This window comes from Roseateles oligotrophus, assembly GCF_025717515.1.
GTDB lineage: Bacteria > Pseudomonadota > Gammaproteobacteria > Burkholderiales > Burkholderiaceae_C > Paucibacter_A > Paucibacter_A oligotrophus.
On record NZ_JAJIRN010000013.1, the window covers coordinates 69235 to 93475 of the forward strand.

Below are 24241 nucleotides of genomic sequence, written 5' to 3' on the forward strand. Positions count from 1 at the left end.
TTAAATTAAAAACAGATCCGTAATCCGGCAAATATCAGAACAAGTGACGAACACCAAAATTAAGCAATCGCTCCGTCGCGCCGACTTTATAGGCCAACTTTCCGGCGTTTGAATTTGATTCATTTGCGACACGAGCCAAGGACGTGTAGAAATTTGTACGCTTGGACAAATAGTAGGTATAGCCCACACCGAACTGGCGCCCTCTTCCCTCAGCTAAGCCGTTATCAACTCCAGTGACCGAAGCGATAACATCACCTGAACCAGTGGGTATCGTCAAACCAATCATCGACATAGTCAAATCAGTTTTTCCATTCGGCAAAAAATTGTCATTCGCGGTCACCGATCCGTAGGCTGCGGCAATTTTTGCCAGACCAAAATCATATGCGCCGCCTATGAAATAATATTCCAACTGATTGAGAAGCAGGTCTTTCTCGCCGTTGTAGGCGAGCACTGCATAAAACGGACCCTTGGTGTAACTAGCCGACAAGCCGAGTTGGCTCATTTTTCCAGCACTACCGGTTTGCTCGCCAAAAGTATAGGCAACCGTCCCAACCAGACCACCAACATTACTGCTAATGTAGTTAATCGTATTATCTGTACGCGGATTTGTGACGTAAAAAGGCCGCCCCAAGCCTGACGCACTGGTACTCTCACCCGCCGTGCCGCCGATAATACTCGTCCTGAATGGATCAACCGAATCAACGGCCGTGTGGAGTGGTTTATTTTGACGGCCAAGCCTAAGAGCCCCAAAACCGCCCTCCAGACCGACCCATACGCCGCGACCAAAAGCCAAACCTCCCTGGGCGGCCTTGCCTGTGTCGGCATTCAAACCCATTTCGAGTTGAAAAATGACAGACAAACCGCCACCTATATTCTCTGAACCCTTGAAACCCAGGCGAGAACCGGATTGCACGCCACTGTCTATAGTGGTCTTGGTCCCCGGCCCACCGGCGCCATTATTTTCATGATTGATCGCCATATCAAGCACACCGTAGACCGTGACGGCAGACTGGGCCTGCGCAAGGCCTCCGACGAAAAACATGAATGCCAATGTCAGGCCTTGTTTGAGCATCTTTAGTCTCCAACGAAACAACTGAAAGCTGTCCAGATCCGCTTTGGCAATACACGAATAGAGGCCCATGAGGCCACCATCGCCAACTATTGCTCGTCGAACTCAACCTAACAAGCTAGGCCAGATGCGCAAGGTCGGGGAGGGAAATTTCATGTCTGTCAGGGAGCGAGTATTCCGCGTGCTTGCCAGGAGCACAAGAAAAATGTTTTCACCAAACAATGCAGGCCGCGCCCTGGCAAACCGATTCAAAACCGGCGATTCAACATCAACCTGCCAGGGTCTTGGATGTGGTTCGAGCTCAAAAAAAACCCGTCAGGCCAGCCGACGGGTTTTCGTGAATCCAGCCAGATGCTTGGGCGTTTGATCAGAGCTTTTGCGCCTGCATGAAGTCATCAAAACCGGCTTCCGCAAAACGGAACCAGAGGTTTTGATCGCGACGGAAGGCCGAGTAGTCTTCGTAGACCTTCTTCCAGTTCGGATTCTTGGCCGACAACTCACTGTAGATGGCCATCGATTCCTTGAAGGCCGCGTCCATCACGTCCTTCGGGAAGCGGAACAGCTTGGTGCCGCCTTGCACCAGTTGCCGCAGAGCCGGCGGGTTACGGGCATCGTATTTGGCCTGCATATCGTTGTGCGCCACGGCCGCCGCAGCCTCAACAATCGCCTTGTACTCGGGCGTCAAGGCCTCGAAGGACTTGGTGTTGATGAAGAAGTCCAGTTGTGGGCCGCCCTCCCACCAGCCAGGGTAGTAGTAGTTGGGCGCCACTTTATTGAAGCCCAGCTTTTGATCGTCATAAGGACCGACCCATTCGGCCGCATCGATCGTGCCCTTTTCCAACGCCTGATAAATCTCGCCGCCCGGGATGTTCTGCGGCACGCCGCCCATGCGCTCCAAGACGCGGCCGGCGAAACCGCCGATACGCATCTTCATGCCCTTGATATCGGCCACGCTCTTGACTTCCTTGCGATACCAGCCGCCCATTTGCGCACCGGTATTGCCGCCGAGGAAGTTGATGATGTTGTACTGCTTGTAGAACTCGCGCATCAGCTTCAAGCCGTTGCCTTCAAGCATCCAGGCCGTCATCTGGCGGCTGTTGAGGCCAAACGGAATGGCGCAACCAATCGCGAAGGTTTCATCCTTGCCGTGGAAATAGTAAGGCGCCGTATGGGCCATTTCCACCGTACCTTCTTTGACCGCATCAACCACGCCGAAGGCGGGCATCAACTCGCCACCTGCATGGGTGGATATCTGGAATTTACCCCCCGTCATTTCGCCAACCTTCTTTGCGAAGACATCGGCAGCACCAAAAATGGTATCTAGGGACTTGGGAAAGCTCGAGGCGAGACGCCAGCGGATATTCGCCTGGGCATGCACGACAGCCGGTGCGACACCGGCGGCAAACACGCCGGCCAGACCGGCCTGTCGAACAAAGTTTCTACGCTCCATCTTGGGACTCCTAATTGAGGGACTGCACAAATTGCAGCCCGATTCTAGGAGAGCACAAATACAGTGCCGACAGGGGCAAACCCGTGCAAATGATGCCTCATTTTGGAATGTCGATGCCAAACTTAGCGCCGACTTACGGCAAGCTGAAAAGCCGCTTAAAACCGGCCTTAGCTGCCGGCCAACTTCATCCTTGAGATCAAGACCGAACCTATCGTTTTGCCACCCATGGTGTAGCGGTCGCAGCCGATGCCGATGATGTTCTGGAACATCTCGCTCAGGTTGCCGGCGATGGTGACTTCATGGACGGGATAGGCAATTTCGCCGTCCTCAACCCAATAGCCACTGGCGCCACGCGAATAGTCGCCGTTGACATAGTTGACGCCCTGCCCCATCAACTCGGTCACGAACAGGCCCCGACCCAGACGCTTAAGCATGGTTGTTAGCTTGTCGCCGGGCGCCGTCAGGCGGCTGCTCATCTGCAGATTGTGCGAGCCGCCGGCATGACCGGTGGTGCGCATCCCGAGCTTGCGGGCCGAGTAGGTGGAAAGAAAGTAACCCTGCAACACACCGGCCTCGACCACGCTGCGCGCCTTGGTCGTGACGCCCTCATCATCAAAGGGCGAACTGCCCTTGCCCTTGAGCTCGTGCGGGTTCTCGTTGATGTCGATATGCGAGGCCAAGACGCTCTTGCCCAGACTGTCTAACAAGAAACTTGCACGGCGGTACAGCGCACCGCCGCTGGTGGCCTGCACGACCGCGCCCAGCAAACCGGCGGCGACCGTGCTCTCGAACAAAACCGGCACCTCGGCGGTGGCAACTCGGCGCGACTTCAGTCGCGACAAAGCCCGTTCGGCGGCGTAGCGGCCGATGCTCTCCGGCGTGGCCAGATCGGCCGCGCTGCGCATCGAGCTGTACCAGGAGTCGCGCTGCATCTGCGCGCCCCGCCCGGCGATCGGGGCGACCGAAATCGAGTGGCGCGAGCTGGCGTAACCTCCGCGAAAACCACGGCTATTGCCCATGTAGAAATGCGATTGCTGGGCCGACACCGCCGCGCCCTCGCTGTTTGCGATGCGCTTGTCGGTGGCAAAAGCGGCCGCCTCGCAGCGCAGGGCGATCTCGGCCGCCGCTTGCGCGTCGATCGCCCAGGGGTGGAACAAATCAAGCTCGGGCCGCGCCGACGCGTCGAGCGATAGGTCCTCCACATCGGGCAGGCCGGCGACCGGGTCTTCCGCCGTGAAGCGAGCGATATCAAAGGCCGCGCGGACGGTGTCCTGCAAGGCCTTGCGCGAGAAGTCCGAGGTGCTGGCATTACCGCGGCGCTGGCCGACATAGACCGAGATGCCCAGCGACTTGTCGCGGTTGCGCTCGACGTTTTCGATCTCGCCCATGCGGGTCGAGACCGACAGGCCGCAGCCCTCCGACACCTCGGCACCGGCGTCCGACGCGCCGAGCTGTTTGGCCTCGGCCAGCACGTCCTCGATCAACTGCTGGAATTGTTCGGCCCGGTAGGCAAAGCCGCTGACAGATTCATGCGTGCCATGCGATGCGGTAGGAGGCGAGGAAGACTTTGCTTGCTTTGACATGGATGAGTGTGCCGAATAGGGTCAGGTAATTGAGGGCTGAACGAGGAGCAGCCGGCCTAGGTGCTGCGGGCAGGCGAGTGGCCTGCCTACGATTATTTGGAGAACTAAGGGACAATCATACGAGCCGCGCGCGCAAGCTGCGCGCCCAACAAGCTCTCAAAGCTCTGCAAGCTGCCGAATAATTTCGGCCCGGCCCAGAGCACTTGCCGAACACTGCCCAAGAACCACCATGCGAACACAAGAAGAAAACACGACCGAAGATGACGACTTCGACGGCCCCAGCAAGAGCCAGCTCAAGCGCGAAATGACCGATCTGCAAAAGCTCGGCAAAGAGCTGATGACACTGCCCGCCAGCCGTATCGCCCCGCTGAACCTGCCCGAAATCTTGGCCGACGCGCTCAAGGACGCCAAGAAGATCACCGCCCACGAGGGCCTGCGCCGCCAGATGCAATACATCGGCAAGCTGATGCGCCGGGTCGACCCCGAGCCGCTGCGCCAGGCGGTGGCCGACTTCAAACTCGGCTTCGCCAAGGACAGCTTGGCCTTGCACCTGAGCGAGCGCTGGCGCGAGCGCCTGCTGGCCGACGATGCGGCCATGCAGGACTTCATTCAAGAGCACGAAGGCATCGATGTGCAGCAGTTGCGCAGCCTCGTGCGCGCCGCCCGCAAGGATGCAGCACTCGCGCCCGAGCAGCGTTCGGGCCGCGCCTACCGCGATCTGTTCCAGTTCATCAAGGCCGAAGAATTGCGAATCTCGCCCAAGGCAGAAGCGGTGGAGGAAGAAGATGACGGTGAGTGATGCATCCGAAGCGGTGCCTGAGTCGGTACGCATCGGCATCGTCTCCATCAGTGACCGCGCCTCAACCGGCGTTTACGAGGACAAAGGCCTGCCGGCCCTGCAGGCTTGGCTGAGCAGCTCGCTGCACAACCCGATCTTGTTCGAAGCGCGCCTGATCCCGGATGAACGGCCCTTGATCGCGCAAACACTGCGCGATCTGGTCGACGTCACCGGCTGCGACCTGGTCTTGACCACCGGCGGCACCGGGCCCGCGCTGCGCGACGTGACGCCCGAGGCAACGCTGGATGTGGCCGACAAGGAAATGCCCGGCTTCGGCGAGCAGATGCGGCAAATATCGCTGCGCTTTGTGCCGACGGCGATCTTGTCGCGCCAAGTTGCGGTGATCAGGAAGAAGGCCTTGATCATCAATCTGCCGGGTCAGCCCAAGGCGATTGCCGAAACCTTGGCCGGCCTGAAAGATGCCGAGGGCAAGCAAATCGTCGACGGCATTTTTGCCGCTGTGCCTTATTGCATCGACCTGATCGGCGGGCCCTATTTGGAGACCCGCGACGAGATCGTGCGCGGTTTCCGCCCGAAGTCGGCGCAGCGCCCGGCCCTAGGCCAAGCCGCTTAGGCTTTTTCCAGTTTTTTGGGCTATTTGACCAAACGGCTCAAACCAGCGGCATCGAAGGCCTCGTCCTGCTGCGCGTCCACTGGCACGCAGTCACCGACCTTGGAGTTGGTCGCCGCCGACAGCTTGCACACCGCCTGCCAGAGCAAGGCGATTTGATGGTCGTGGCCGGCCGCGTTGTCGATCAAGCCGCGCATCGCCTGCGCCACCGGGTCATCACCCAGGCTGACGCCGTAGGCCGAGAAGCGCTCGGCTGCGGCAGGTTTGGCTTCGCTTTTCGCTTCAATGATGCGCGCCGGGTTACCCACGGCGGTCGCACCCGCCGGCACTGGCTTGGTCACCACCGCGCCCGAGCCAATGCGCGCGCCGGCGCCGACCGTGAAGCCGCCCAGCACGCAGGCATTGGCGCCGACGATCACGCCGGCCTCCAGCGTTGGGTGGCGTTTGGCGCCCTTGACGAGGGCGGTGCCGCCCAAGGTCACGCCTTGATAGATCGTGCAGCCCTCGCCGATTTCCGCCATCTCGCCGATCACGATCCCCATGCCATGGTCGATGAAGACCTTGCGCGAGATTTGCGCTCCGGGGTGGATCTCGATGCCGGTGAAAAAGCGCGTCAGATGCGAGATGAAACGGCCCAGCCACTTGAAACCATGTTGCCAGCACCAATGCGCGCGTCTATGCAGGATCAGGGCGTGCAAGCCCGGATAGCAGGTGAGCACCACCCAGCCCGAAGTGGCGGCGGGGTCGCGTTCAAGAATGCAGGCAATGTCTTCGCGCAGGCGTTGGAACATGGGGGAGGCTTGGGTCAAAAAGCTAGATTGGGTCGGCCAGTTTAGCGGCGCACTTCAATCTTCGCTGTCGGGCTTGGACTTCGGGCCAACAGGCTCGACCATCGCGCGGGCAATACCGCGGAAGATATGCACCTCGTCCAGGCTCAGTTGGACGCGGTTGAACAGTTGAGTGAGTCTGGGCATCAGCTTCCTCGGCACCTGCGGGTCCAAATAGCCAATCGACTCCAACGAGGCTTGCAGATGGTCAAGCATGCCCTTCACCGCCTGGACATCGGCCAATTTAGGGTCGGGCGTGCGCGCTGTCACCGCAAAACCACCGAGCGCCTGGCGCCAGTCATAGGCCAGCAACTGCACCGCCTGGGCCAGATTCAAGGAACCGTAGTCGGGATGAGTGGGAATCGACAGCACGGCGTGGCAGCGGTAGACATCCTCGTTGCTCATGCCGAAACGCTCGCAGCCGAACACCAAACCGAGTTTGTGCTCGGAGGCCGCCAGTTCGGTAAAAAGCGAGCGGGGCTCGCGCAGCGGCGGGCCGAAGTCACGCGGCGTCATCGCTGTCGCGCAGGCAAAGGTGACGCCGTCCAGCGCTTCTTCTAGCGTCTCAACGATGCGCGCGCTCTCCAGAATGTCGTTTGCACTGCTGGCCATGGAGATGGCGTCCTGTTGGGTCAGCACATCGGCGTAACGTGGCCGCACCAGCACCAACTCCGAAAACCCCATCACCTTCATGGCGCGTGCTGCGGAGCCGACATTGCCGGGGTGGCTGGTTTGAATCAGGACGAATCGTGTCATATCAACGCTGTGCGCTCAGGTCAAAAGCTTCGCGCATTTGGAGGAAATGGCTTCGCTCGGCTAAAATGCGGGATTATCCTTAGTCCGGACCAAATCGCCGGCTGGGGTGCCGCTCTTTTTTTCCGCCAGTCCACCTCACAAAGTCAAGGTTCTACGCATGACGCAGCAGTCTTCCCTCCATCCCATGCTCAATGTCGCCATCAAGGCGGCGCGCGCGGCCGGTGCCATCATCAACCGCGCCTCTATGGATCTCGACATCCTGAAGATCAACACGAAGGCACCCAATGACTTCGTGACCGAGGTGGACCAAGCTGCTGAAAACATCATTATTGAAACCCTGCTCGGCGCTTACCCCGACCACGGCATCCTGGCCGAAGAGTCGGGCCGCGAGCATGGCAACAAGACCTCCGAGTTCGTCTGGATCATCGATCCGCTAGATGGCACCACCAATTTCATTCATGGCCTGCCGATGTACTGCGTGTCGATCGCACTCGCGCATCGCGGCGTGATTCAGCAGGCCGTCGTCTATGACCCGACCCGCAACGACTTGTTCTATGCCACCAAGGGCCGCGGCGCCTTCATGAACGACCGCCGCCTGCGCGTGTCCAAGCGCACCCGCATGAGCGACGCCTTGATTGGCACCGGCTTCCCCTTCCGCCGCGGCGACAACTTCAAGCGCTATATGAAGATGTTCGAAGAGGTGATGGTCGAGTGCGCCGGCCTGCGCCGCCCGGGCGCCGCAGCGCTGGACCTTTGCTATGTGGCGGCCGGCTATTACGACGCCTTCTTCGAGACCGGCCTGCAGCCCTGGGATGTGGCGGCCGGCTCCTTGATCATCACCGAGGCTGGTGGCCTGGTCGGCAACTTCACCGGCGAGTCCGACTATCTGCATCAGCGTGAAGTGGTGGCGGGCAGCCCGAAGATTTATGGGCAACTTGTCACCATCCTGGCGCCTTACACCCGCGTGATCAAGGCCGAAGAAGAAGTGGAAGCCGGCACGGATACCGGCAACGCCTCGGGCCCCGCAGCCGCTTTGGCCGCTGCCGCTGCCGAGCCCAAGAAGCGAGCCTCGGTGCGCATCCGGAAGTCGAATGAGGCTTAAGCCGATTAAACTCCGGCCCAAGCCCGCCTCAAAGCCCTCAGCCGAGGGCTTTTTCAATGTGGGCTCACGAAAAATCGCTCCAGCGTCGTTCTTCCGCCTTGCCGTACTCAGCGTACTGTCTGCGGCGTCTAGCCTAGCTGGAGCAATTTTGCGTGAGCCCTCTTAAAGCTGCAGCCAAAGTCGATGAGCCAAGTTCAGGATTTCTCCGCCCATACGCCCGTGATGGCGCAATACCTCCGCATCAAGGCCGAGCACCCGGACGAGTTGGTGTTCTTCCGCATGGGGGACTTCTACGAGGTCTTCTTTGACGATGCCCGCAAGGCCAATGCGCTGCTGGACATCACGCTGACCGCGCGCGGCCAGAGCGCCGGGCAACCGGTGGTGATGGCCGGCATTCCGGTCAATGCCTTGGAGAGTTATCTGGCCAAGCTGATCAAGCTGGGCGAGGCGGTGGCGATTGCGGAGCAGGTCGGCGATGTGGCGACGAGCAAAGGCCCGGTCGAGCGCAAGGTGGTGCGCGTGGTCACGCCCGGCACGGTCACCGACAGCGAGCTGCTGGCCGACAAGCAGGATTCCGTCTTGCTGGCCGTGGTGGCGCAGGGCAAGACCTTCGGTCTGGCTTGGCTGTCGATGACGCAAGGGCAATTGGGTCTGGCCGAATGCACGGACAAAGAACTGCCCTCCTGGCTGGCGCGCCTGAGCCCCGCCGAGGTCTTGGTGGACCGCGAGAAGCAGCCGGCCGCCGTCTTGGCCGCCCATGTGCCCATCACCAACCGGCCAAGCTGGCAGTTCGACACCGCCTTGGGCGCGCGCAAGCTCTGCGAGCAACTGGCGGTCGCCAGCCTGGCCGGCTTCAATGCGCAACAACTAGTCGCTGCTCAAGCGGCTGCCGCTGCCTTGCTCAGTTATGCCGAACACACGCAGGGCCGCGCCTTGGCACATGTGAAGAGCTTGAGCGTGCAGCGCAGCGGCGATTTGCTGGACCTGCCGCCCGCCACCCAACGCAATCTGGAGCTCACCGTCACCTTGCGCGGCGAGACCACACCCACCCTGCTATCGCTGCTGGACAGCTGCCGCACCGGCATGGGCAGCCGCGCGCTGCGCCACTGGCTGCTGCACCCCAAGCGCGAGCGGGCCGAGGCGCTGGCGCGGCATGGTGCGATCGATGCGTTCTTGCAAGGTTCACCCGATGCCTTGCGCGAAGCGCTGCGCCAGGTCTCGGATGTAGAACGCATCGCGGCACGCATCGCCCTGCGCCAGGTGCGCCCGCGCGAGCTGACCGGCCTGCGCGCGACCTTGCAGGTCTTGCCCGAGCTGCAGCGTTTGGTGCCTGCCGGCAGCGCCTTGCTGGACGAGTTGGCCACCGGCCTCCTGGCCTCGCCACATATCGAGGAATTGCTGAGCCGCGCGATCGCGGAAGAGCCGGCCGTGCTGGTGCGCGACGGCGGCGTGATTGCCGATGGCTTCGACGCAGAGCTGGACGAGTTGCGCGCCATTCAGGGCAATTGCGATGCCTTCTTGATCGATATGGAAACGCGCGAACGCGCACGCACCGGCATCCCGAATCTGCGCGTGCAGTTCAACCGCGTGCATGGATTTTTCATCGAGGTCACGCAAGGCCAGGTCGACAAGGTGCCGCTGGACTACCAGCGCCGCCAGACGTTGAAAAACGCCGAGCGCTACATCACGCCCGAGCTGAAGGCCTTCGAGGACAAGGCCTTGTCGGCGCAGGAGCGTGCCTTGTCGCGCGAAAAGCTCTTGTTCGAAATGGTGCTGGACCAGCTGATCGACGAGCTGCAGCCGCTGACTCGCCTGGGCCGTGCGCTGGCCAGCCTGGATGCTCTGGCCGCCTTGGCCGAACGCGCGGCCACGCTGCGCTGGTGCCGGCCGGAGTTCGTCAACCAGCCGGCGATCGACATCACGGCCGGCCGCCATCCGGTGGTCGAGTCACGCCTGCGCGAAACGGGCGCCGGCGAATTCATGGCCAATGATTGCCGGCTCGACGCACGCACCCGGATGCTGATGATTACCGGCCCGAATATGGGCGGCAAGAGCACGTTCATGCGACAGGTTGCCTTGATCAGCCTGCTGGCCGCGATTGGCTCCTACGTCCCGGCCGACGCCTGCCGGCTAGGTCCCATGGACGCGATCCACACCCGTATCGGCGCGGCCGATGACCTCGCTAACGCGCAGTCCACCTTCATGCTGGAGATGACCGAGGGCGCGGCGATCCTGCACAGCGCCACCGATCAGTCCCTGGTCTTGATGGATGAGATCGGGCGCGGCACCTCGACCTTTGACGGCCTCGCCCTAGCCGGCGCGATTGCCAGCCATTTGCATGACAAGAGCCGCTCTTTCACGCTGTTTGCGACCCATTATTTCGAGCTGACCGAGTTCCCGAGCAAGCACCGCGAGGCGATCAACTGCCATGTCGGCGCGGTCGAGAGCGGCGACTCCATCGTCTTTTTGCACGAGATTCAGCCCGGGCCGGCCAGCCGCAGCTACGGCGTGCAGGTGGCGAGGCTGGCGGGCATGCCGGCCAGCCTGGTGCGCCAAGCGCGCGCGACCTTGGAGGCGTTGGAAGCCAAGGCCGGCGAAGGCCGTGCGCAAATCGATCTGTTCGCGCCACCACCGGCCGCGGCTATGGCCACGGCCGTCACCGAAGCGACAAGCGCTTTGCATTTGGCGATGGATGATGTTGACCCCGACACCTTGAGCCCGCGCGAAGCGCTGACCCTGGTCTATCAATTGAAGAGTCTGAGTCGAAAAGAGTCCTCCTGAGTTCATGAGCAAGGCCATCGTCTTTTCACACGCCAATGGCTTCGGCGCCGGCTGCTACCGGATCTTGTTCGAAGCCTGGCGCAAGGCCGGCTGGAGCGTCCATGCGCTGCCCATCATCGGCCATGACCCGGCCTACCCGGTCACCAGCAACTGGCCGCATCTGCGCCAGCAGTTGATTGACTTCATCGAGCAAGAAGTCAAGCCGCAGATGGCAAGTCCGGGCCCGGTGATGCTGGTCGGTCATTCACTCGGCGGCATGTTGAGCCTGCTGGTGGCCAGCCGCAGACCCGATTTGGTGCAGGGTCTGGTCTTGCTGGATGCCCCCTTGGTGGCCGGTTGGCGCGCGCGCGGCTTGCAATTGGTCAAGGCGACGGGCTTGATTTCCCGCGTTTCACCAGGGCGGGTGTCGCGCCAGCGCCGGCATGAATGGCCGAACAAGTCGGCGGTGCACGCACACTTCGCCGCCAAACATAAATTCGCCCGCTGGGACCCGCGTGTCTTGCAGGACTATGTCGAAAGCGGCTTCGAAGACGGTGGCGACGGGACGACCCGGCTGCGCTTCAGGCGCGAGCAAGAAACCCGCATCTACGACACCCTGCCCCATCACCTGGGCCGTTTGATTGGGCGCTATCCGCCGCATTGCCCGGTCGGTTTTGTCGCGGGCACCGAGTCCGAGGAACTGCGCCAAGCCGGCTCGGCCGCCTCCAAGGCGCTGGCCAAAAATCATTTCGCCTGGATGGAGGGTTCGCACCTCTTTCCCTTCGAGCGGCCCGACGCCACCGCCGCTTTGGTACTGCAAATGCTTGAAGCGATGCAAGCGGATCGCAAGAGCAGCGTTTCCACCCCTCTATAATCGCGTTTTACCACCACAGCGTTTTTGAAAGACGCTGCACGACATGACCAAATACGTCTACGTCACGGGCGGTGTGGTGTCCTCACTCGGCAAGGGCATCGCATCGGCTTCACTGGCTGCCATCCTCGAATCTCGCGGCCTCAAGGTCACCCTGATCAAGCTCGATCCCTACATCAACGTGGATCCGGGCACGATGTCCCCGTTCCAACATGGTGAGGTGTTCGTCACCGAAGACGGTGCCGAAACCGATCTGGATCTGGGGCACTACGAGCGCTTCATCACCACGCGGATGAAGAAGGCCAACAACTTCACCACCGGGCAGATTTATATGTCGGTGCTGGAGAAAGAACGCCGCGGCGACTACCTCGGCAAGACCGTGCAGGTGATTCCGCATATCACCAATGAGATCCAGGATTTCGTGCGCCGCGGTGCCGGTGTCGGCACAGCCGATGCGGTCGATGTGGCGATCGTTGAAATCGGCGGCACCGTCGGTGACATCGAGTCGCTGCCCTTCCTCGAAGCCGCAAGGCAGATGAGCTTGAAGGCCGGCCCGAACAACGTCGCCTTCGTCCACCTGTCCTATGTGCCCTGGATCGCGGCCGCCGGCGAACTCAAGACCAAGCCGACGCAACACACGGTGCAGAAGATGCGCGAAATCGGTATTCAGCCCGATGCGCTGCTGTGCCGCGCCGACCGCCGCATTCCGGACGACGAGCGCGAGAAGATTTCGCTCTTCACCAATGTACCCGAGTACGGTGTGATCTCGATGTGGGATGTGGACACCATCTACAAGGTGCCGCGCATGTTGCACGAGCAGGGTCTGGACCAGCTGATCTGCACCAAGCTGCAGCTCAATACCAAGTCGACCGACCTGAAACGCTGGGACACCCTGGTGCATGAGGTGCTGAACCCGGCCAAGGACATAACAATTGCGATGTGCGGCAAGTACACCGACCTCAGCGACTCCTACAAGTCGTTGAACGAGGCGCTGCGCCATGCCGGCATTCACAACCATGCCCGCGTCAATATCGAGTATGTGGATTCGGAGTTATTGACCGCGGCCAATATCGATCAACTCAGCGCATTTGATGCGATTCTGGTGCCCGGCGGCTTCGGCAAGCGCGGCGTGGAGGGCAAGATTTTGGCGGCCCAATATGCACGCGAGCACAAGCGCCCTTACCTGGGCATCTGCCTGGGCATGCAGGTCGCCACGATCGAGTACGCGCGCCATATGGCGGGCCTGACTGACGCCAACTCGACCGAGTTCGACCCCGAGACGCCGCATCCGGTGATCGCCTTGATCGATGAATGGCAAGACGCCGACGGCAGCATCCAAAAGCGCGACGAAAAGTCCAATCTGGGCGGCACCATGCGTCTGGGCGCGCAGAGCTCCGATGTCGCGCCGGGCACTTTGGCTTTTGACATCTACGGCCCGGTGGTCAGCGAACGCCATCGCCATCGCTACGAGGCGAACGAGCATTACCTCGACAAGCTGCGTGAGGCGGGCTTGGTCATTTCGGCCATCACCCAGCGCGAGAAGCTGACCGAAATGGTCGAGTTGCCGCGTGCGGTTCACCCTTGGTATGTGGGCGTGCAGTTCCACCCCGAGTTCAAGTCCACGCCTTGGGACGGCCACCCGCTGTTCACCGCCTTCATCAAGGCCGCGTTGGAACTCAAACAGGCTTGAAGGAATCTAGCCCATGAAGCTTTGCGGTTTTGAGGTCGGCATCGACCGACCCTTGTTCCTGATTGCCGGCACCTGCTCGATCGAGGGACTGGAAATGTCCATGGAGGTCGCGGGTCGGCTCAAAGAAGCCTGCTCGGCACTGGGCATTCCACTCATCTACAAGGGCTCTTTCGACAAGGCCAACCGCTCATCGGGCTCAACCAAGCGCGGCGTCGGCATCGACGCGGGCCTGAAGATCCTGGACGAGGTGCGCAAGCAACTGCAGTTACCCATCATCACCGATGTGCATGAAGAGTCACAGGTGAATGAGGTGGCCAGCGTCGTCGATGTGCTGCAAACGCCGGCTTTCCTGTGCCGCCAGACCGACTTCATCCGGGCGGTCGCCAAGTCAGGCAAACCGGTCAACATCAAGAAGGGCCAGTTCCTGGCCCCTTGGGACATGAAGAACGTCATCGACAAGGCCCGTGATGCTGCGCGCGAGGCCGGTCTGTCCGAGGACCGCTTCTTGGCCTGCGAGCGCGGTGCCAGCTTTGGCTACAACAATTTGGTTGCCGATATGTGCAGCCTGGCCGAGATGCGCAAGACCGGCGCGCCGGTTGTTTTCGATGTCACCCACTCGGTGCAAAAGCCCGGCGGCCAAGGCACCAGCAGTGGCGGCGCTCGCGAGATGGTCCCCGTGCTGGCCCGCGCCGGTGTTGGTGCAGGCGTGGCCGGGCTCTTCATGGAAACCCATCCGCGCCCGAATGAGGCTTGGTCCGACGGCCCCAATGCCGTACCGCTCAAGCATATGCGCGCGCTGCTGGAGCAGTTGGTGGCTATCGACCGCGTCGTCAAATCGCAGCCCCTGCTTGAGGATGACTTCAGCAGCTGATTGATTGCCGAGGCGCAATCTTGTTCAGCGCAGGTAACTGCCTGCTGGCATGATTCGCCCGAACATATTTTTTTGAAACTTTCGGAGACTTTGAATGAGTGCCATTGTTGACATCGTCGGGCGTGAAATCTTGGACAGCCGCGGCAACCCTACCGTCGAATGCGATGTGTTGCTGGAGTCGGGCGTGATGGGCCGCGCCGCTGTGCCGTCCGGCGCCTCGACCGGCTCGCGCGAAGCGATCGAGCTGCGTGACGGCGACAAGAGCCGCTACCTCGGCAAGGGCGTGTTGAAGGCGGTTGAGCACATCAATGGCGAAATCTCCGAAGCCGTCCTGGGCTTGGACGCCTCCGAGCAGGCCTTTTTGGACCGCACGCTGATCGACCTCGACGGCACCGACAACAAGGGCCGCCTGGGCGCCAACGCGATGCTGGCCGTGTCGATGGCTGTTGCTCGCGCTGCTGCCGAAGAGTCGGGCCTGCCGCTGTACCGTTACTTCGGCGGCATGGGGGCTTGCCAATTGCCGGTGCCGATGATGAACGTCATCAACGGCGGCGCGCACGCCAACAACAGCCTCGATCTGCAAGAGCTGATGATCATTCCGGTCGGCGCACCATCTTTCCGCGAAGCGATTCGCTGGGGTGCTGAGGTCTTCCACGCGCTGAAGAAGATCCTGCACGACAAGGGCATCAGCACGGCGGTCGGCGACGAAGGCGGCTTCGCGCCCAGCGTTGAGAACCACGAAGCCGCGATCCAGATGATTCTGGAAGCGATCGACAAGGCTGGCTACACAGCGGGCGAGCAAATCGCCATCGGTCTGGACTGCGCCGCCAGCGAGTTCTACAAGGATGGCAAGTACCACCTGAGCGGCGAAGGCCTGAGCCTGTCGGCGCAAGAGTGGACCGATATGCTGGCCACCTGGGTCGACAAATACCCCATCATCTCGATCGAAGACGGCATGGCCGAAGGCGATTGGGACGGCTGGAAGCTGCTGACCGACCGTCTGGGCAAAGCCGTGCAGATCGTCGGTGACGACCTCTTCGTCACCAACACCAAGATCTTGCAAGAAGGCATCGACAAGGGCATCGCCAACTCGATCCTGATCAAGATCAACCAGATCGGCACCCTGACCGAGACCTTTGCCGCGATCGAAATGGCCAAGCGCGCCGGCTACACCGCCGTGATCTCGCACCGTTCCGGCGAGACCGAAGACTCGACCATTGCCGACATCGCCGTGGGCACCAATGCCGGTCAGATCAAGACCGGTAGCTTGAGCCGTTCGGACCGCATGGCCAAGTACAACCAGCTGCTTCGCATCGAAGAGGACCTGGGCGATATCGCTTACTACCCCGGCCGCGCTGCTTTTTACAACCTGCGTTAAACAGCCTCAGTCACGCCGAGCTTCCCGCTCGGCTAAACTGCCGCCGTGAAAGTCATCAGCATCATCCTCGCCGCGTTCTTGCTGGCCATCCAGGCCCAACTCTGGTTGGGCAAGGGTAGCCTGCCGCGCGGCGTGCAATTGCGCTCGGTGCTGGCCAAGGCTCAAGGCGAGAACGAGCAAGCACGTCTGCGCAACGCGCAACTCGAGGCCGAGTTGCGCGACCTACGCGAAGGCCTGGAGATGGTCGAAGAAAAAGCCCGCTTCGAGCTGGGCATGATCAAGCCCGACGAAATCTTCGTCCAAGTTCGTCGCTGAAGCGCGACCCTATTGAACACCATGGACGCGCTATTACAGCCGCTGCAAGCCTTGCTCTTGCCCGCCTTCGAGCTGCTCGGCAGCCCCATCACCTGGATCGAGATCATTGCCTTCGCCTTGGCGGTCTGGATGGTGCTTTGCAATATGCGCGTGCATATGCTGGCCTGGCCGCTGGCCATCATCAGCTCCTTGCTTTACTTCGTCCTCTTCTGGAGCGGCAAGCTCTACGGCGAAGCCTCGCTGCAGCTGTTGTTTGCTGCCTTGGCTCTCTGGGGTTGGTGGCAATGGCTGCGCGGCAAAGGTGAAGACGGCAAGGCCTTGCGGGTGCGGCGCCTCAGCCCACAGGGGCTGGCCATGGCCGTGCTCGCGACGCTGTTGGCTTGGCCGGCGCTGGGCTTTTTTCTGCAACATCAAACCGACTCCCAAGTGCCGTTCTGGGACGCCTTCCCGACCGTGGCCAGCCTCCTGGGCCAATGGCTGCTGGCACGCAAATACCAGGAAAACTGGAGCGTCTGGGTGTTGGTGAATGTCGTCAGCGTGGCGCTGTTTGCCTACAAAGGCTACTGGCTGACGGTCTTGCTGTACGCGGTCTTCATCCCGATGTCGGTGGCCGGCTGGCGGGCCTGGGCGCAGCGCCTCTCGCAAGCACCGGCCGCGGCCTGAACGGCTGCCATGGCCGGGCTGTTGATCGCCATCGTCGGCGCCGAAAGCAGCGGCAAGTCGGTGCTGGCGCAAGACCTGACCCTCAGATTGGCCGAGGCTACCGGTCTGCGCTGCACGCTGGTGCCGGAGCTGCTGCGCGGCTGGTGCGAAGCCGCCGGCCGCACCCCGCGTGCGGATGAGCAGCAAGGCATTGCGGCCGAGCAAACGGCCCGAATAGACGCAGCGGCGCTGCTCAACGACATCGTACTTTGCGATACCACGGCCCTGATGACTGCGGTCTACAGCCAGTTTCTTTTCGAGGACAGCAGCTTGTTGCTCGCTGGCCAGAATTTTCACAGGCGTTGCGCCTTGACGCTGCTGACCGCCCTGGATCTGCCCTGGGTGGCCGACGGTTTGCAGCGCGACGGCCCGCAGGTCAGAGGCCCGGTCGATGCGGCGATCAGGCGCGCGCTCTCGAGCGCGCGCCTGGGCTGGTCGGTGGTTGCCGGCGCCGGCTCCGCGCGGGTCGATGCGGCGCTCAACGCAATCACCCCGCTCTTGAAGGCCAGGCCCATGCCCAGAGCCGGCTTATTCAGTCGCCTGGCCGACAGGCAGGACGCGCTGCCCGAGTGGCGCTGGGCCTGCGAGAACTGCGACGTACCCGAATGCGAGCACCAGGATCTGCGCCGCAAAGCCGGGCTACTGCCCCAGGCATAGGCCTAGGCCCTGCGCCGTCAACAACAGCGGATGGTTCAGTGGAACCAAGCGGTTACGCCCCGCCACTTCGGCCAAGGCCACATCGCGCATCTCCGAGCCTTGCAAGACCACCATACGGCCAAAGCGCGCGTCTTTGATCAATTGGGCTGCGGCCCAACCGAATTGAGTCGCCAGAATACGGTCGAAGGCGGTCGGCGAGCCGCCGCGCTGCACATGGCCCAGCATTGTTGAGCGCACCTCGCTGTTCAACCGGCTCTGCAACTGATGGGCCAAAGCCGCGCCAACCCCGCCGAGGCGAAGCGGGTCAGGGCTATCGACCAGGGTCTGGCTGACGACCATGCTCTCGTTGCGCGGATGCGCTCCTTCTGCAATGCAGATCAAGGTGTGGCCGGCGCCCTCTTGCTCGCGGCGCCGGCAAACCTCGGCCACCGCCGCCACGCTATACGGCAGCTCGGGAATCAGGATCACATCGGCCGCGCCGGCAATGCCGCCCTCCAGCGCAATCCAGCCGGCATAACGCCCCATCGTTTCGGCAATCATCACCCGGCCATGGCTGCGTGCGGTGGTCTCCAGGCGATCAAGCGCTTCAGCCACGATGCTGACGGCGCTGTCGAAGCCAAAGCTGCGATCGGTCAGGCATAAATCGTTATCAATGGTCTTGGGCACGCCGACAATCGGCAGACCCAAGCGACTGAGCTTGTCGGCGATGGCCATTGAGCCGTCACCGCCAATCACGACCAAGGCGTCCAGGCCCAGCTCCTGCACATAAGCAATCAGCCGAGCGGATACATCGGCCCCGCCCTCGGCGAAATAGTGAAACGGGTCACAACGATTGTGGGTGCCCAGAATGGTGCCGCCTTGGGCCAAGATGCCGCCGACCACGGCCTCGTCCAGCGGCAGCAACTGCCGGTCCAGCAGCCCCAGAAAGCCCCGCCGAATACCGGTGACATGGGCGCCGCATTGCTTAATCAGAGCCAGCGTCACGGCGCGAATCACCGCATTCAAGCCCGGGCAATCGCCGCCGCCGGTGAGGATGCCAATATGCATGGTCCTAGCCTTCCTGTCCGCTTATTTGCTCAACACCAGCTCGGCCCCGAAATCGAGCAAAAACAAACCCACCATCCGAATTGAACAGCATCATCTTTACTCCCAGCTAGGCCAAATAGGCCGCAATCAGGGCCAGGCTACCCCGCCCCACCATCATCAAAAAGACAATGATGGCCAATGCAAACGCCGGGCTATCCGCAATTCCGACCATGCTGAACTCCGAAAAATTTCGGCTCAGTCTAATGGCATCAACGCGCCAGCAATAGATAGTCAAACAACTGCGCGCCACCGGCCCCGCCCAAGGGCACCAGCAAAGCCTTCAACAAGGGCTGCTCGAACAGCGGCGCAAATGCTCCGGTCTGGTTGTTTTCTACCGCGGCGATCAGGCGCTTGAAAGGCTCCACCAATACCGCCAATTCGGTCTGGCTACCTGCCAACCAACGCAGGTCCGCATTCATGCTGGCCAGCGCCCGTTTGCGCGTGTTCTCGGCGGCTATTTTCAATAGAGACGCCAACACGATCAACCAGATCAGATACAGACTGATGGCCACCGCGATGGCCGGTGTCAGCGACCAGTTGTCGAACAAGCGGCTGCGCGCCACCACCAGCAGAGCCAGCACGACGAAGGGCCCGATCACCAAACGCGACACATACTCGGTGCGCCGCGCCACCACCTGCACATCCAACCAGTCGTCCAACAAGCAGTGCAGCGCGCCCGCTTGGCGAGCTGCACTGCCTGACAAGTCCGACGCACTCAGTTGTCGTTCTTCCAGCGCGGCCGGGAACAGAAGCTGCCACAGCGGTGCATGCAACTCGCCCAACTGCTGCGCGAAATGAGCGATCGTGGCCAAGGGGTAAGCCGATCGCCCGCAATTGAGGTGGCCGATGAAGCGAAATGCCAGCATCGTGGCATCCGCCACCGCCACCACCAACAAGGGCAGCAGCAGCAAGGCGGCATACAAGGTGGCTCGCACCAATTGCCGGTGCTCGGCACCACGCACCGGCACCTCGGGCACTTGCCCCTGACTCAGCCCCAGGAACAGCAAGGTGACCCCAATCACGCTGAGCAAATACCAGACAATCGTGCGCGCGGCGCGCGGCCGGCTGTCGCCTCGCTCTCCGTACTGCGTCCACAAGCTCAGAAAATCACTGCTGACGCCGCAGGGTCGCTTCCACGTCGAGATGCTGATGTGCTCGAACCAGCCCTTGAACATGCCTCGCACACCGATGCGCGAAACCAGCGGCGCCTTGGGCAGAGGCAGTTGCAGCCATGCCGAGTCCTGACGCATGCGCCTGAGGGTGTCGGACCAGGCGACATCCAAGGTCCACAGAATCGCCATCAGGGCCAATAGATGGATCAGTTGCGAGGGCCACGCGCTGACGCCTTGCAGCCAGGTGACAGGCTCGCAGTCCAGGCAGACCTTGTGCTCGGCACCGGGCCACGCAACCCACACCCAGACGCAGGCGATCAACACCAGCACGGCCGCGTGAAGCTTGTCGGTGCCGGCCTCTTGCTGCGCTTCAGCAGCCAATGCGCTGCGCTGCTGGGCCAGCAGACTCGGCAAGACCGCCAGCATCGCAGCAAAGGCCGCCAGGGCTGCCAAAAGCAGACTCTGGCCAAAGCTCATTTGCTGTGGCCGTACCAATTCGATCAAGGAACACAAGACATAGGCAGCCAAGGCCGAATGCAAGGCCACCAAAACCACCGCCGGCAGCGTCATCGGCAAGGCATCGGCCGGCAAAGGTCGACGCAAATAGGCATTTCGCGCTTGACCGATGGCCGGGGTTGACGGCCACACCAACAGAGCAAGCAACATAAGAGCGGCGGCCAGCGCAGCCAGTATCAAGTGCGCCGAGCCTGTATCGTCGGGCCTGTTCATCAATGCATAACCACTCAAGGGCACGGCACCATTGCGCCCGATTTCGTACAGAGAAGGGTTCTGGAGCGCTTCTTTGGCGGCCAGCTTTTCTTCGTCCAGGCATTCGACGCTGCGACAGCCCGCCCGCCGCGCCGCCAGGTAGCTGGCGGTTTGATAGACGTCACGCAGCGGCGGCGTACCGGCCTGCAAGTCAACGATGCCTGGCTTGGCTTGATGAAACTCCAGCGGCAGGCTGGTAGCGACGATCAGATTGCGGGTGAACGCCTGCACGCGCGGATGCAGATAGCGGGCATCCATATCGGTGGTGAAAAACACCTTGTCCGAAAAGGTGTCGTGCAAGGCTTGCATGACCAGCAGTTTGTCATGCACATCATTGGCCAGAATACCGATCGCACCGATGGGGCCGCCGCTACCCGGGGCTTCGCTGGCTTTCAAGGAGGTCGCCAGGCGGCGCAGATAGTCAAGCTGATCGCGGCTCTCCGGCCACTCCAAGGCGCTGGTCTTGTTGCCGGCTGTGGCGGCCCGATCACCACTCTCGCGCCCTGCATCACGTGTGGTCACCCCGTCGATGCCGCGAAAGAAATAGACCGGCTCAAAGCTCAGCTTGGGAAATTCTTTCAGCCGGTGCTGCAACTCGCTGACCAAGGCCTGGGAGTAGATCGAATCGCGCTCTGCCACGACCACCACCCGGCGCGGCTCATTGGCCGGCAAGCGAAGTTGCAACTCGCCCACCAGACGTTTGATCAACTCGTTGTCGGTGCTGATGGTGCGTTCAAAATCGATCTTGACCGGTGGTCGGTCACCCAGCATGCGGTTGAACTTTTCGTTCAAAAAGAAGTCCAACTCCTGCTTGCGCAACTCGTCCAGCATATTGCTCGATGCGGTGGACGCCGAATTGAATATCTTCGCGCCAGCCAACAAGCGGTAGCCCTGCAACGCCGGGCGTGGGTCGGCGAGCGGGGGGCAGCTCAGCCCGGACTCGGGCCTTGAGGCCCGAAGCTCCCTGGAAGCAAACGCAGCATCCGCAGCCTCTACTGCCTCGACAGCACCCGCGCCTTCCACTGTATTGACCTTGTTCACCGCACCGGCAACGCTGCCAGGCGACGACCTGCAATCACAGTTGCCCACCCTTTCACCCATTGCTTCAAAAATCGGTCGCGAGTCCTTGGCGTAGACCTCGCTGGCCCGGCGCAAATCACTCAGCGCCGTGCGCAATGCGTCAGTGGACGAGGGGCCGATGATGGCGAGCCGCGGCACGGTACGGTTTGGCTTCACGCAGGGCGCGCGGCTGGCCACCAGTTCGGGGCCGAACATCGCGTCGACCATGCGCGCCAGTCCGTCCAGCTTGGAGTCGGGCAGCGCGGACTCATCCACCCACAGCAGGGCTACCTGCTCGAAGCGCCGCAGCGGGCCGGTCGTGTCCGCCTCGCGGTGGCGATTGCGTTTGGCCAGCATCTCGTAGGGCACGGTGAACTTTGCTTTTTCGGAAGGCTTGGCCGCACCCGCTCTACGAAACTCCTTGCATACGGGAGGATCGTTGATGATTTCAGCAAGCGACCCCGAGGCCGCCGGCTCGGACGCAAGAACACCCGAGGGGCGGCGCGCGGCGCGCGCAGCATCACAGTCATTGGTCAGGCGCTGAATGTCAAATTCAAGCAGGCCGATGCGTTCGGCATTGTCGGGCACATAACCCTGCGCCTGCAGGCCTGCCAGAACCGCATAGCGCGTCCGTCGGCGCGCCTCTTCGGCACCCACAAAAGGATTACCCGGCACCAGGGCCAGCAAAACCAGCGACTCGCTGACATCTTTGTCGCCGTCGCGGTCGAGTCGGTCGCGCAGCACCTCGGGGCGACGGATTCCCTCCCAGTTGCTTCGACAGGCCGCGATGCCTGCAGTTTTGACGACCCGGTCGCAACGCTCGGCCCGCTCGACCTCATAGCGCCGCAAAGCGGCAAAGGGATCTTCCCAAAGTCTGGCATCGACCTCCATCTCGGCGCTCAGCGAGCTTTGAGCACGCTCTTTTTCGGCCGGCCGGAGTTGCTCGAATGCATGCGGCACCAACTGGGTACTGCCCACAAATGCCACCAGCACCGCCACGCTGGCCCAGGGTATGCCGCCGCCTTTGGAGTCTGCCATCGCGCTCTCCCGGACCGTGTCTCCGGTCGGTGGGTGGGCAAGGCACTGAGGCGAGCCTTGCAAGCCCGCCAAGGTGGCAGCTCAGGCCGGCTGCGTCAATCCCTCGGACAGCGACTTCAGACAAAGGCACGACAAATGAGGCGGCGACACCACAGTCGGCATCACTGCCAGGTCAAGCCACTCACTGCACCGTGCCGCTGCCGCCCGCTTGCGCAAGATCCGACGCAAACAACTCGCCGACATCAACCGCGTCGTAATGGTATTGCCGGCCGCAGAATTCGCAGCCAATCTCGACATTGCCGCGCTCGGCCAACACCGAATCCAACTCCTCGCGACCCAGGCCCTTGAGCATCTGCCCGACGCGTTCGGGCGAACAGTTGCAGGCAAATTTGGGCGCTAGGGGCTCGAAACGGCGCACCGACTCTTCCCAGAACAAGCGCCGCAACACGGTCTCGGCGTCCAGGCCCAACAACTCATCGGCGGTCAAGGTGGAGGCCAGGATGCTGATGCGATTGAAGGCGTCGGACAGGCCGATGTCGTCTTCGTTACGCGCGCCCTGCCCCTCCAAGTTGCCTTCACCCTGCATAGGCAGGCGCTGAATCAACAAGCCGGCGGCGATTTCGTCGTTGGCGAACAGAATCATCTTGGTGTCCAACTGCTCGGACTGCAGCATGTAATGTTCCAGCACCTCCGAGAGCTTTTGCAGCGGCTCTTTTTGGTCGCCATGCAAGGGCACCACGCCTTGATAGGGTTGCTGACCCGGCAGGCGATCCTTGGGGTCGAGCGTGATCGCGCAACGGCCCTGGCCGTGCACATTCAGCATCGCCTCTAACTGCGCACCTGCAGGCACCTCGCCGACCAGCTTGGCGGTGGCGCGAAAGCTCAAATCCGGTTGCACCTCGGCGACGGCCAACTTGACCGGGCCGTCGCCAAACACCTGCAGCACCAAAGCGCCATTGAACTTGATATTGGACTGCATCAAGACCGCCGCGGCCGCCATTTCGCCGAGCAGCGCACGCAGTTCGGGCGGATGCGCGCCTACGCCCGCGCGGCGCTGCAAGACCTCGCGCCAACTGTCGGTCAAACGCACCAGCATGCCGCGTACCGGCAGACCTTCGAATAAAAATTTATGCAGTTCACTCATGGGAATTCGGAGTTAGTTTCTTCAGGCCTTGCGCATAGCGCCGGCCATTCTGGATGTAATGGGCGGCACTGGCCTTGAGCCCTTCAATTTGCTCGGCGGTCAATGGGCGCACGACCTTGGCCGGGCTGCCGACAATCAAGGAGCCGTCCGGGAATTCCTTGCCCTCGGTCACCAAGGCACCCGCGCCGACCAGGCAATTTTTACCGATGCGAGCGCCGTTCAGCACGATCGCTCCTATGCCGATCAAGGAATAGTCACCGACCGTGCAGCCATGCAGCATGCATTGATGGCCGACCGTCACGCCCTGCCCCAAGACCAGCGGGAAGCCGTGATCGGCATGCAGGACCGAGCCGTCCTGGATATTCGTGCCGGCACCTATCGTCAGCTGTTCGCTGTCGCCGCGCAGCACCGCCTTGAACCAGACCGACACCTCAGGCCCTAAGCTGACACGGCCGATGAGCTCGGCGCTCTCCGCCACCCAGGCCGAGTCGGCAAGCTCGGGCACAAATTCATCCAACTGATAGACGGCCATTCGAGCCCCTGGCAAAAAGGAGCGATTTTAAGTGCTTGAGCATGGGCATCGATAATTGCATC

Annotated in this window: 20 protein-coding genes; 11 read left to right on the forward strand and 9 right to left on the reverse strand. The window is 61.7% G+C overall.

Going from position 1 to position 24241, the window contains the following annotated elements:
• Positions 1-34: 34 nt before the first annotated feature.
• From LNV07_RS24440 to pmbA, 3 genes are all read right to left on the reverse strand, one after another.
• On the reverse strand, positions 35-1072 hold the full coding sequence (locus tag LNV07_RS24440) for a porin (RefSeq protein WP_263573824.1): 1038 nt from the start codon (positions 1070-1072) through the stop codon (positions 35-37).
• A 364-nt stretch (positions 1073-1436) separates the two neighbouring features.
• The gene (locus LNV07_RS24445; RefSeq protein ID WP_263573825.1) at positions 1437-2519 is read right to left on the reverse strand and encodes a TRAP transporter substrate-binding protein; all 1083 of its coding nucleotides are present in this window, start codon (positions 2517-2519) and stop codon (positions 1437-1439) included.
• Positions 2520-2686: 167 nt separating this feature from the next.
• Positions 2687-4102: a metalloprotease PmbA gene (pmbA, locus tag LNV07_RS24450; protein WP_263573826.1), complete on the reverse strand. Its 1416-nt coding sequence runs from the start codon at positions 4100-4102 to the stop codon at positions 2687-2689.
• 229 nt (positions 4103-4331) lie between these two features.
• Between pmbA and yjgA the strand changes: the two genes are divergently transcribed.
• Positions 4332-4901, forward strand: a complete 570-nt coding sequence (gene yjgA / locus LNV07_RS24455; RefSeq protein ID WP_263573827.1) for a ribosome biogenesis factor YjgA — start codon at positions 4332-4334, stop codon at positions 4899-4901.
• A complete protein-coding gene (gene mog / locus LNV07_RS24460) occupies positions 4894-5514 on the forward strand; it encodes a molybdopterin adenylyltransferase (protein WP_397545601.1) in 621 nt (206 codons plus the stop codon). The genes yjgA and mog overlap by 8 nt, the downstream gene beginning before the upstream one ends.
• 20 nt (positions 5515-5534) lie before the next feature.
• On the opposite strand, the gene cysE is transcribed toward mog, so the two are convergent.
• Both cysE and LNV07_RS24470 read right to left on the reverse strand, forming a co-directional pair.
• On the reverse strand, positions 5535-6302 hold the full coding sequence (gene cysE, locus LNV07_RS24465; RefSeq protein WP_263573829.1) for a serine O-acetyltransferase: 768 nt from the start codon (positions 6300-6302) through the stop codon (positions 5535-5537).
• Positions 6303-6356: 54 nt separating this feature from the next.
• Entirely contained in the window at positions 6357-7094 is a 738-nt protein-coding gene (locus LNV07_RS24470) for an RNA methyltransferase (protein WP_263573830.1), read from the reverse strand.
• 157 nt (positions 7095-7251) lie between these two features.
• On the opposite strand from LNV07_RS24470, the gene LNV07_RS24475 reads away from it, so the two are divergent.
• The 9 genes from LNV07_RS24475 (at position 7252) to LNV07_RS24515 (ending at position 17440) form a co-directional block, all read left to right on the forward strand.
• Complete coding sequence (locus LNV07_RS24475) at positions 7252-8196, forward strand: inositol monophosphatase family protein (RefSeq protein ID WP_263573831.1); 945 nt, start codon at positions 7252-7254, stop codon at positions 8194-8196.
• 183 nt (positions 8197-8379) lie between these two features.
• Complete coding sequence (gene mutS / locus LNV07_RS24480; RefSeq protein WP_263573832.1) at positions 8380-10977, forward strand: DNA mismatch repair protein MutS; 2598 nt, start codon at positions 8380-8382, stop codon at positions 10975-10977.
• Positions 10978-10981: 4 nt separating this feature from the next.
• On the forward strand, positions 10982-11830 hold the full coding sequence (locus tag LNV07_RS24485; protein WP_263573833.1) for an alpha/beta fold hydrolase: 849 nt from the start codon (positions 10982-10984) through the stop codon (positions 11828-11830).
• Positions 11831-11873: 43 nt separating this feature from the next.
• Positions 11874-13517, forward strand: coding sequence for a CTP synthase (locus LNV07_RS24490; protein WP_263573834.1), 1644 nt, complete (start codon positions 11874-11876; stop codon positions 13515-13517).
• A 13-nt stretch (positions 13518-13530) separates the two neighbouring features.
• A complete protein-coding gene (gene kdsA, locus LNV07_RS24495) occupies positions 13531-14388 on the forward strand; it encodes a 3-deoxy-8-phosphooctulonate synthase (protein ID WP_263573835.1) in 858 nt (285 codons plus the stop codon).
• Between the two features lie 94 nt (positions 14389-14482).
• Positions 14483-15766 (forward strand): phosphopyruvate hydratase, encoded by a 1284-nt coding sequence (gene eno / locus LNV07_RS24500; RefSeq protein ID WP_263535298.1) that lies wholly within the window; start codon positions 14483-14485, stop codon positions 15764-15766.
• 45 nt (positions 15767-15811) lie between these two features.
• The gene (locus LNV07_RS24505) at positions 15812-16081 is read left to right on the forward strand and encodes a septum formation initiator family protein (protein ID WP_263573836.1); all 270 of its coding nucleotides are present in this window, start codon (positions 15812-15814) and stop codon (positions 16079-16081) included.
• Between the two features lie 21 nt (positions 16082-16102).
• Positions 16103-16744, forward strand: a complete 642-nt coding sequence (gene pnuC, locus LNV07_RS24510; protein WP_263573837.1) for a nicotinamide riboside transporter PnuC — start codon at positions 16103-16105, stop codon at positions 16742-16744.
• A 9-nt stretch (positions 16745-16753) separates the two neighbouring features.
• The gene (locus tag LNV07_RS24515) at positions 16754-17440 is read left to right on the forward strand and encodes an ATP-binding protein (protein ID WP_263573838.1); all 687 of its coding nucleotides are present in this window, start codon (positions 16754-16756) and stop codon (positions 17438-17440) included.
• Here the strand turns inward: LNV07_RS24515 and LNV07_RS24520 are convergent.
• The 4 genes from LNV07_RS24520 to LNV07_RS24535 all read right to left on the reverse strand — a co-directional run bounded on the left by LNV07_RS24520 (position 17423) and on the right by LNV07_RS24535 (position 24179).
• Entirely contained in the window at positions 17423-18487 is a 1065-nt protein-coding gene (locus LNV07_RS24520; RefSeq protein ID WP_263573839.1) for a 6-phosphofructokinase, read from the reverse strand. The genes LNV07_RS24515 and LNV07_RS24520 overlap by 18 nt on opposite strands.
• 248 nt (positions 18488-18735) lie before the next feature.
• Positions 18736-22503 carry a hypothetical protein gene (locus tag LNV07_RS24525; protein WP_263573840.1) on the reverse strand — a complete coding sequence of 1256 codons (3768 nt, stop codon included), beginning with the start codon at positions 22501-22503 and terminating at the stop codon, positions 18736-18738.
• Positions 22504-22684: 181 nt separating this feature from the next.
• On the reverse strand, positions 22685-23647 hold the full coding sequence (hslO, locus tag LNV07_RS24530) for an Hsp33 family molecular chaperone HslO (RefSeq protein WP_263573841.1): 963 nt from the start codon (positions 23645-23647) through the stop codon (positions 22685-22687).
• On the reverse strand, positions 23640-24179 hold the full coding sequence (locus LNV07_RS24535; protein WP_263573842.1) for a gamma carbonic anhydrase family protein: 540 nt from the start codon (positions 24177-24179) through the stop codon (positions 23640-23642). The genes hslO and LNV07_RS24535 overlap by 8 nt, the downstream gene beginning before the upstream one ends.
• Positions 24180-24241 lie beyond the last annotated feature (62 nt).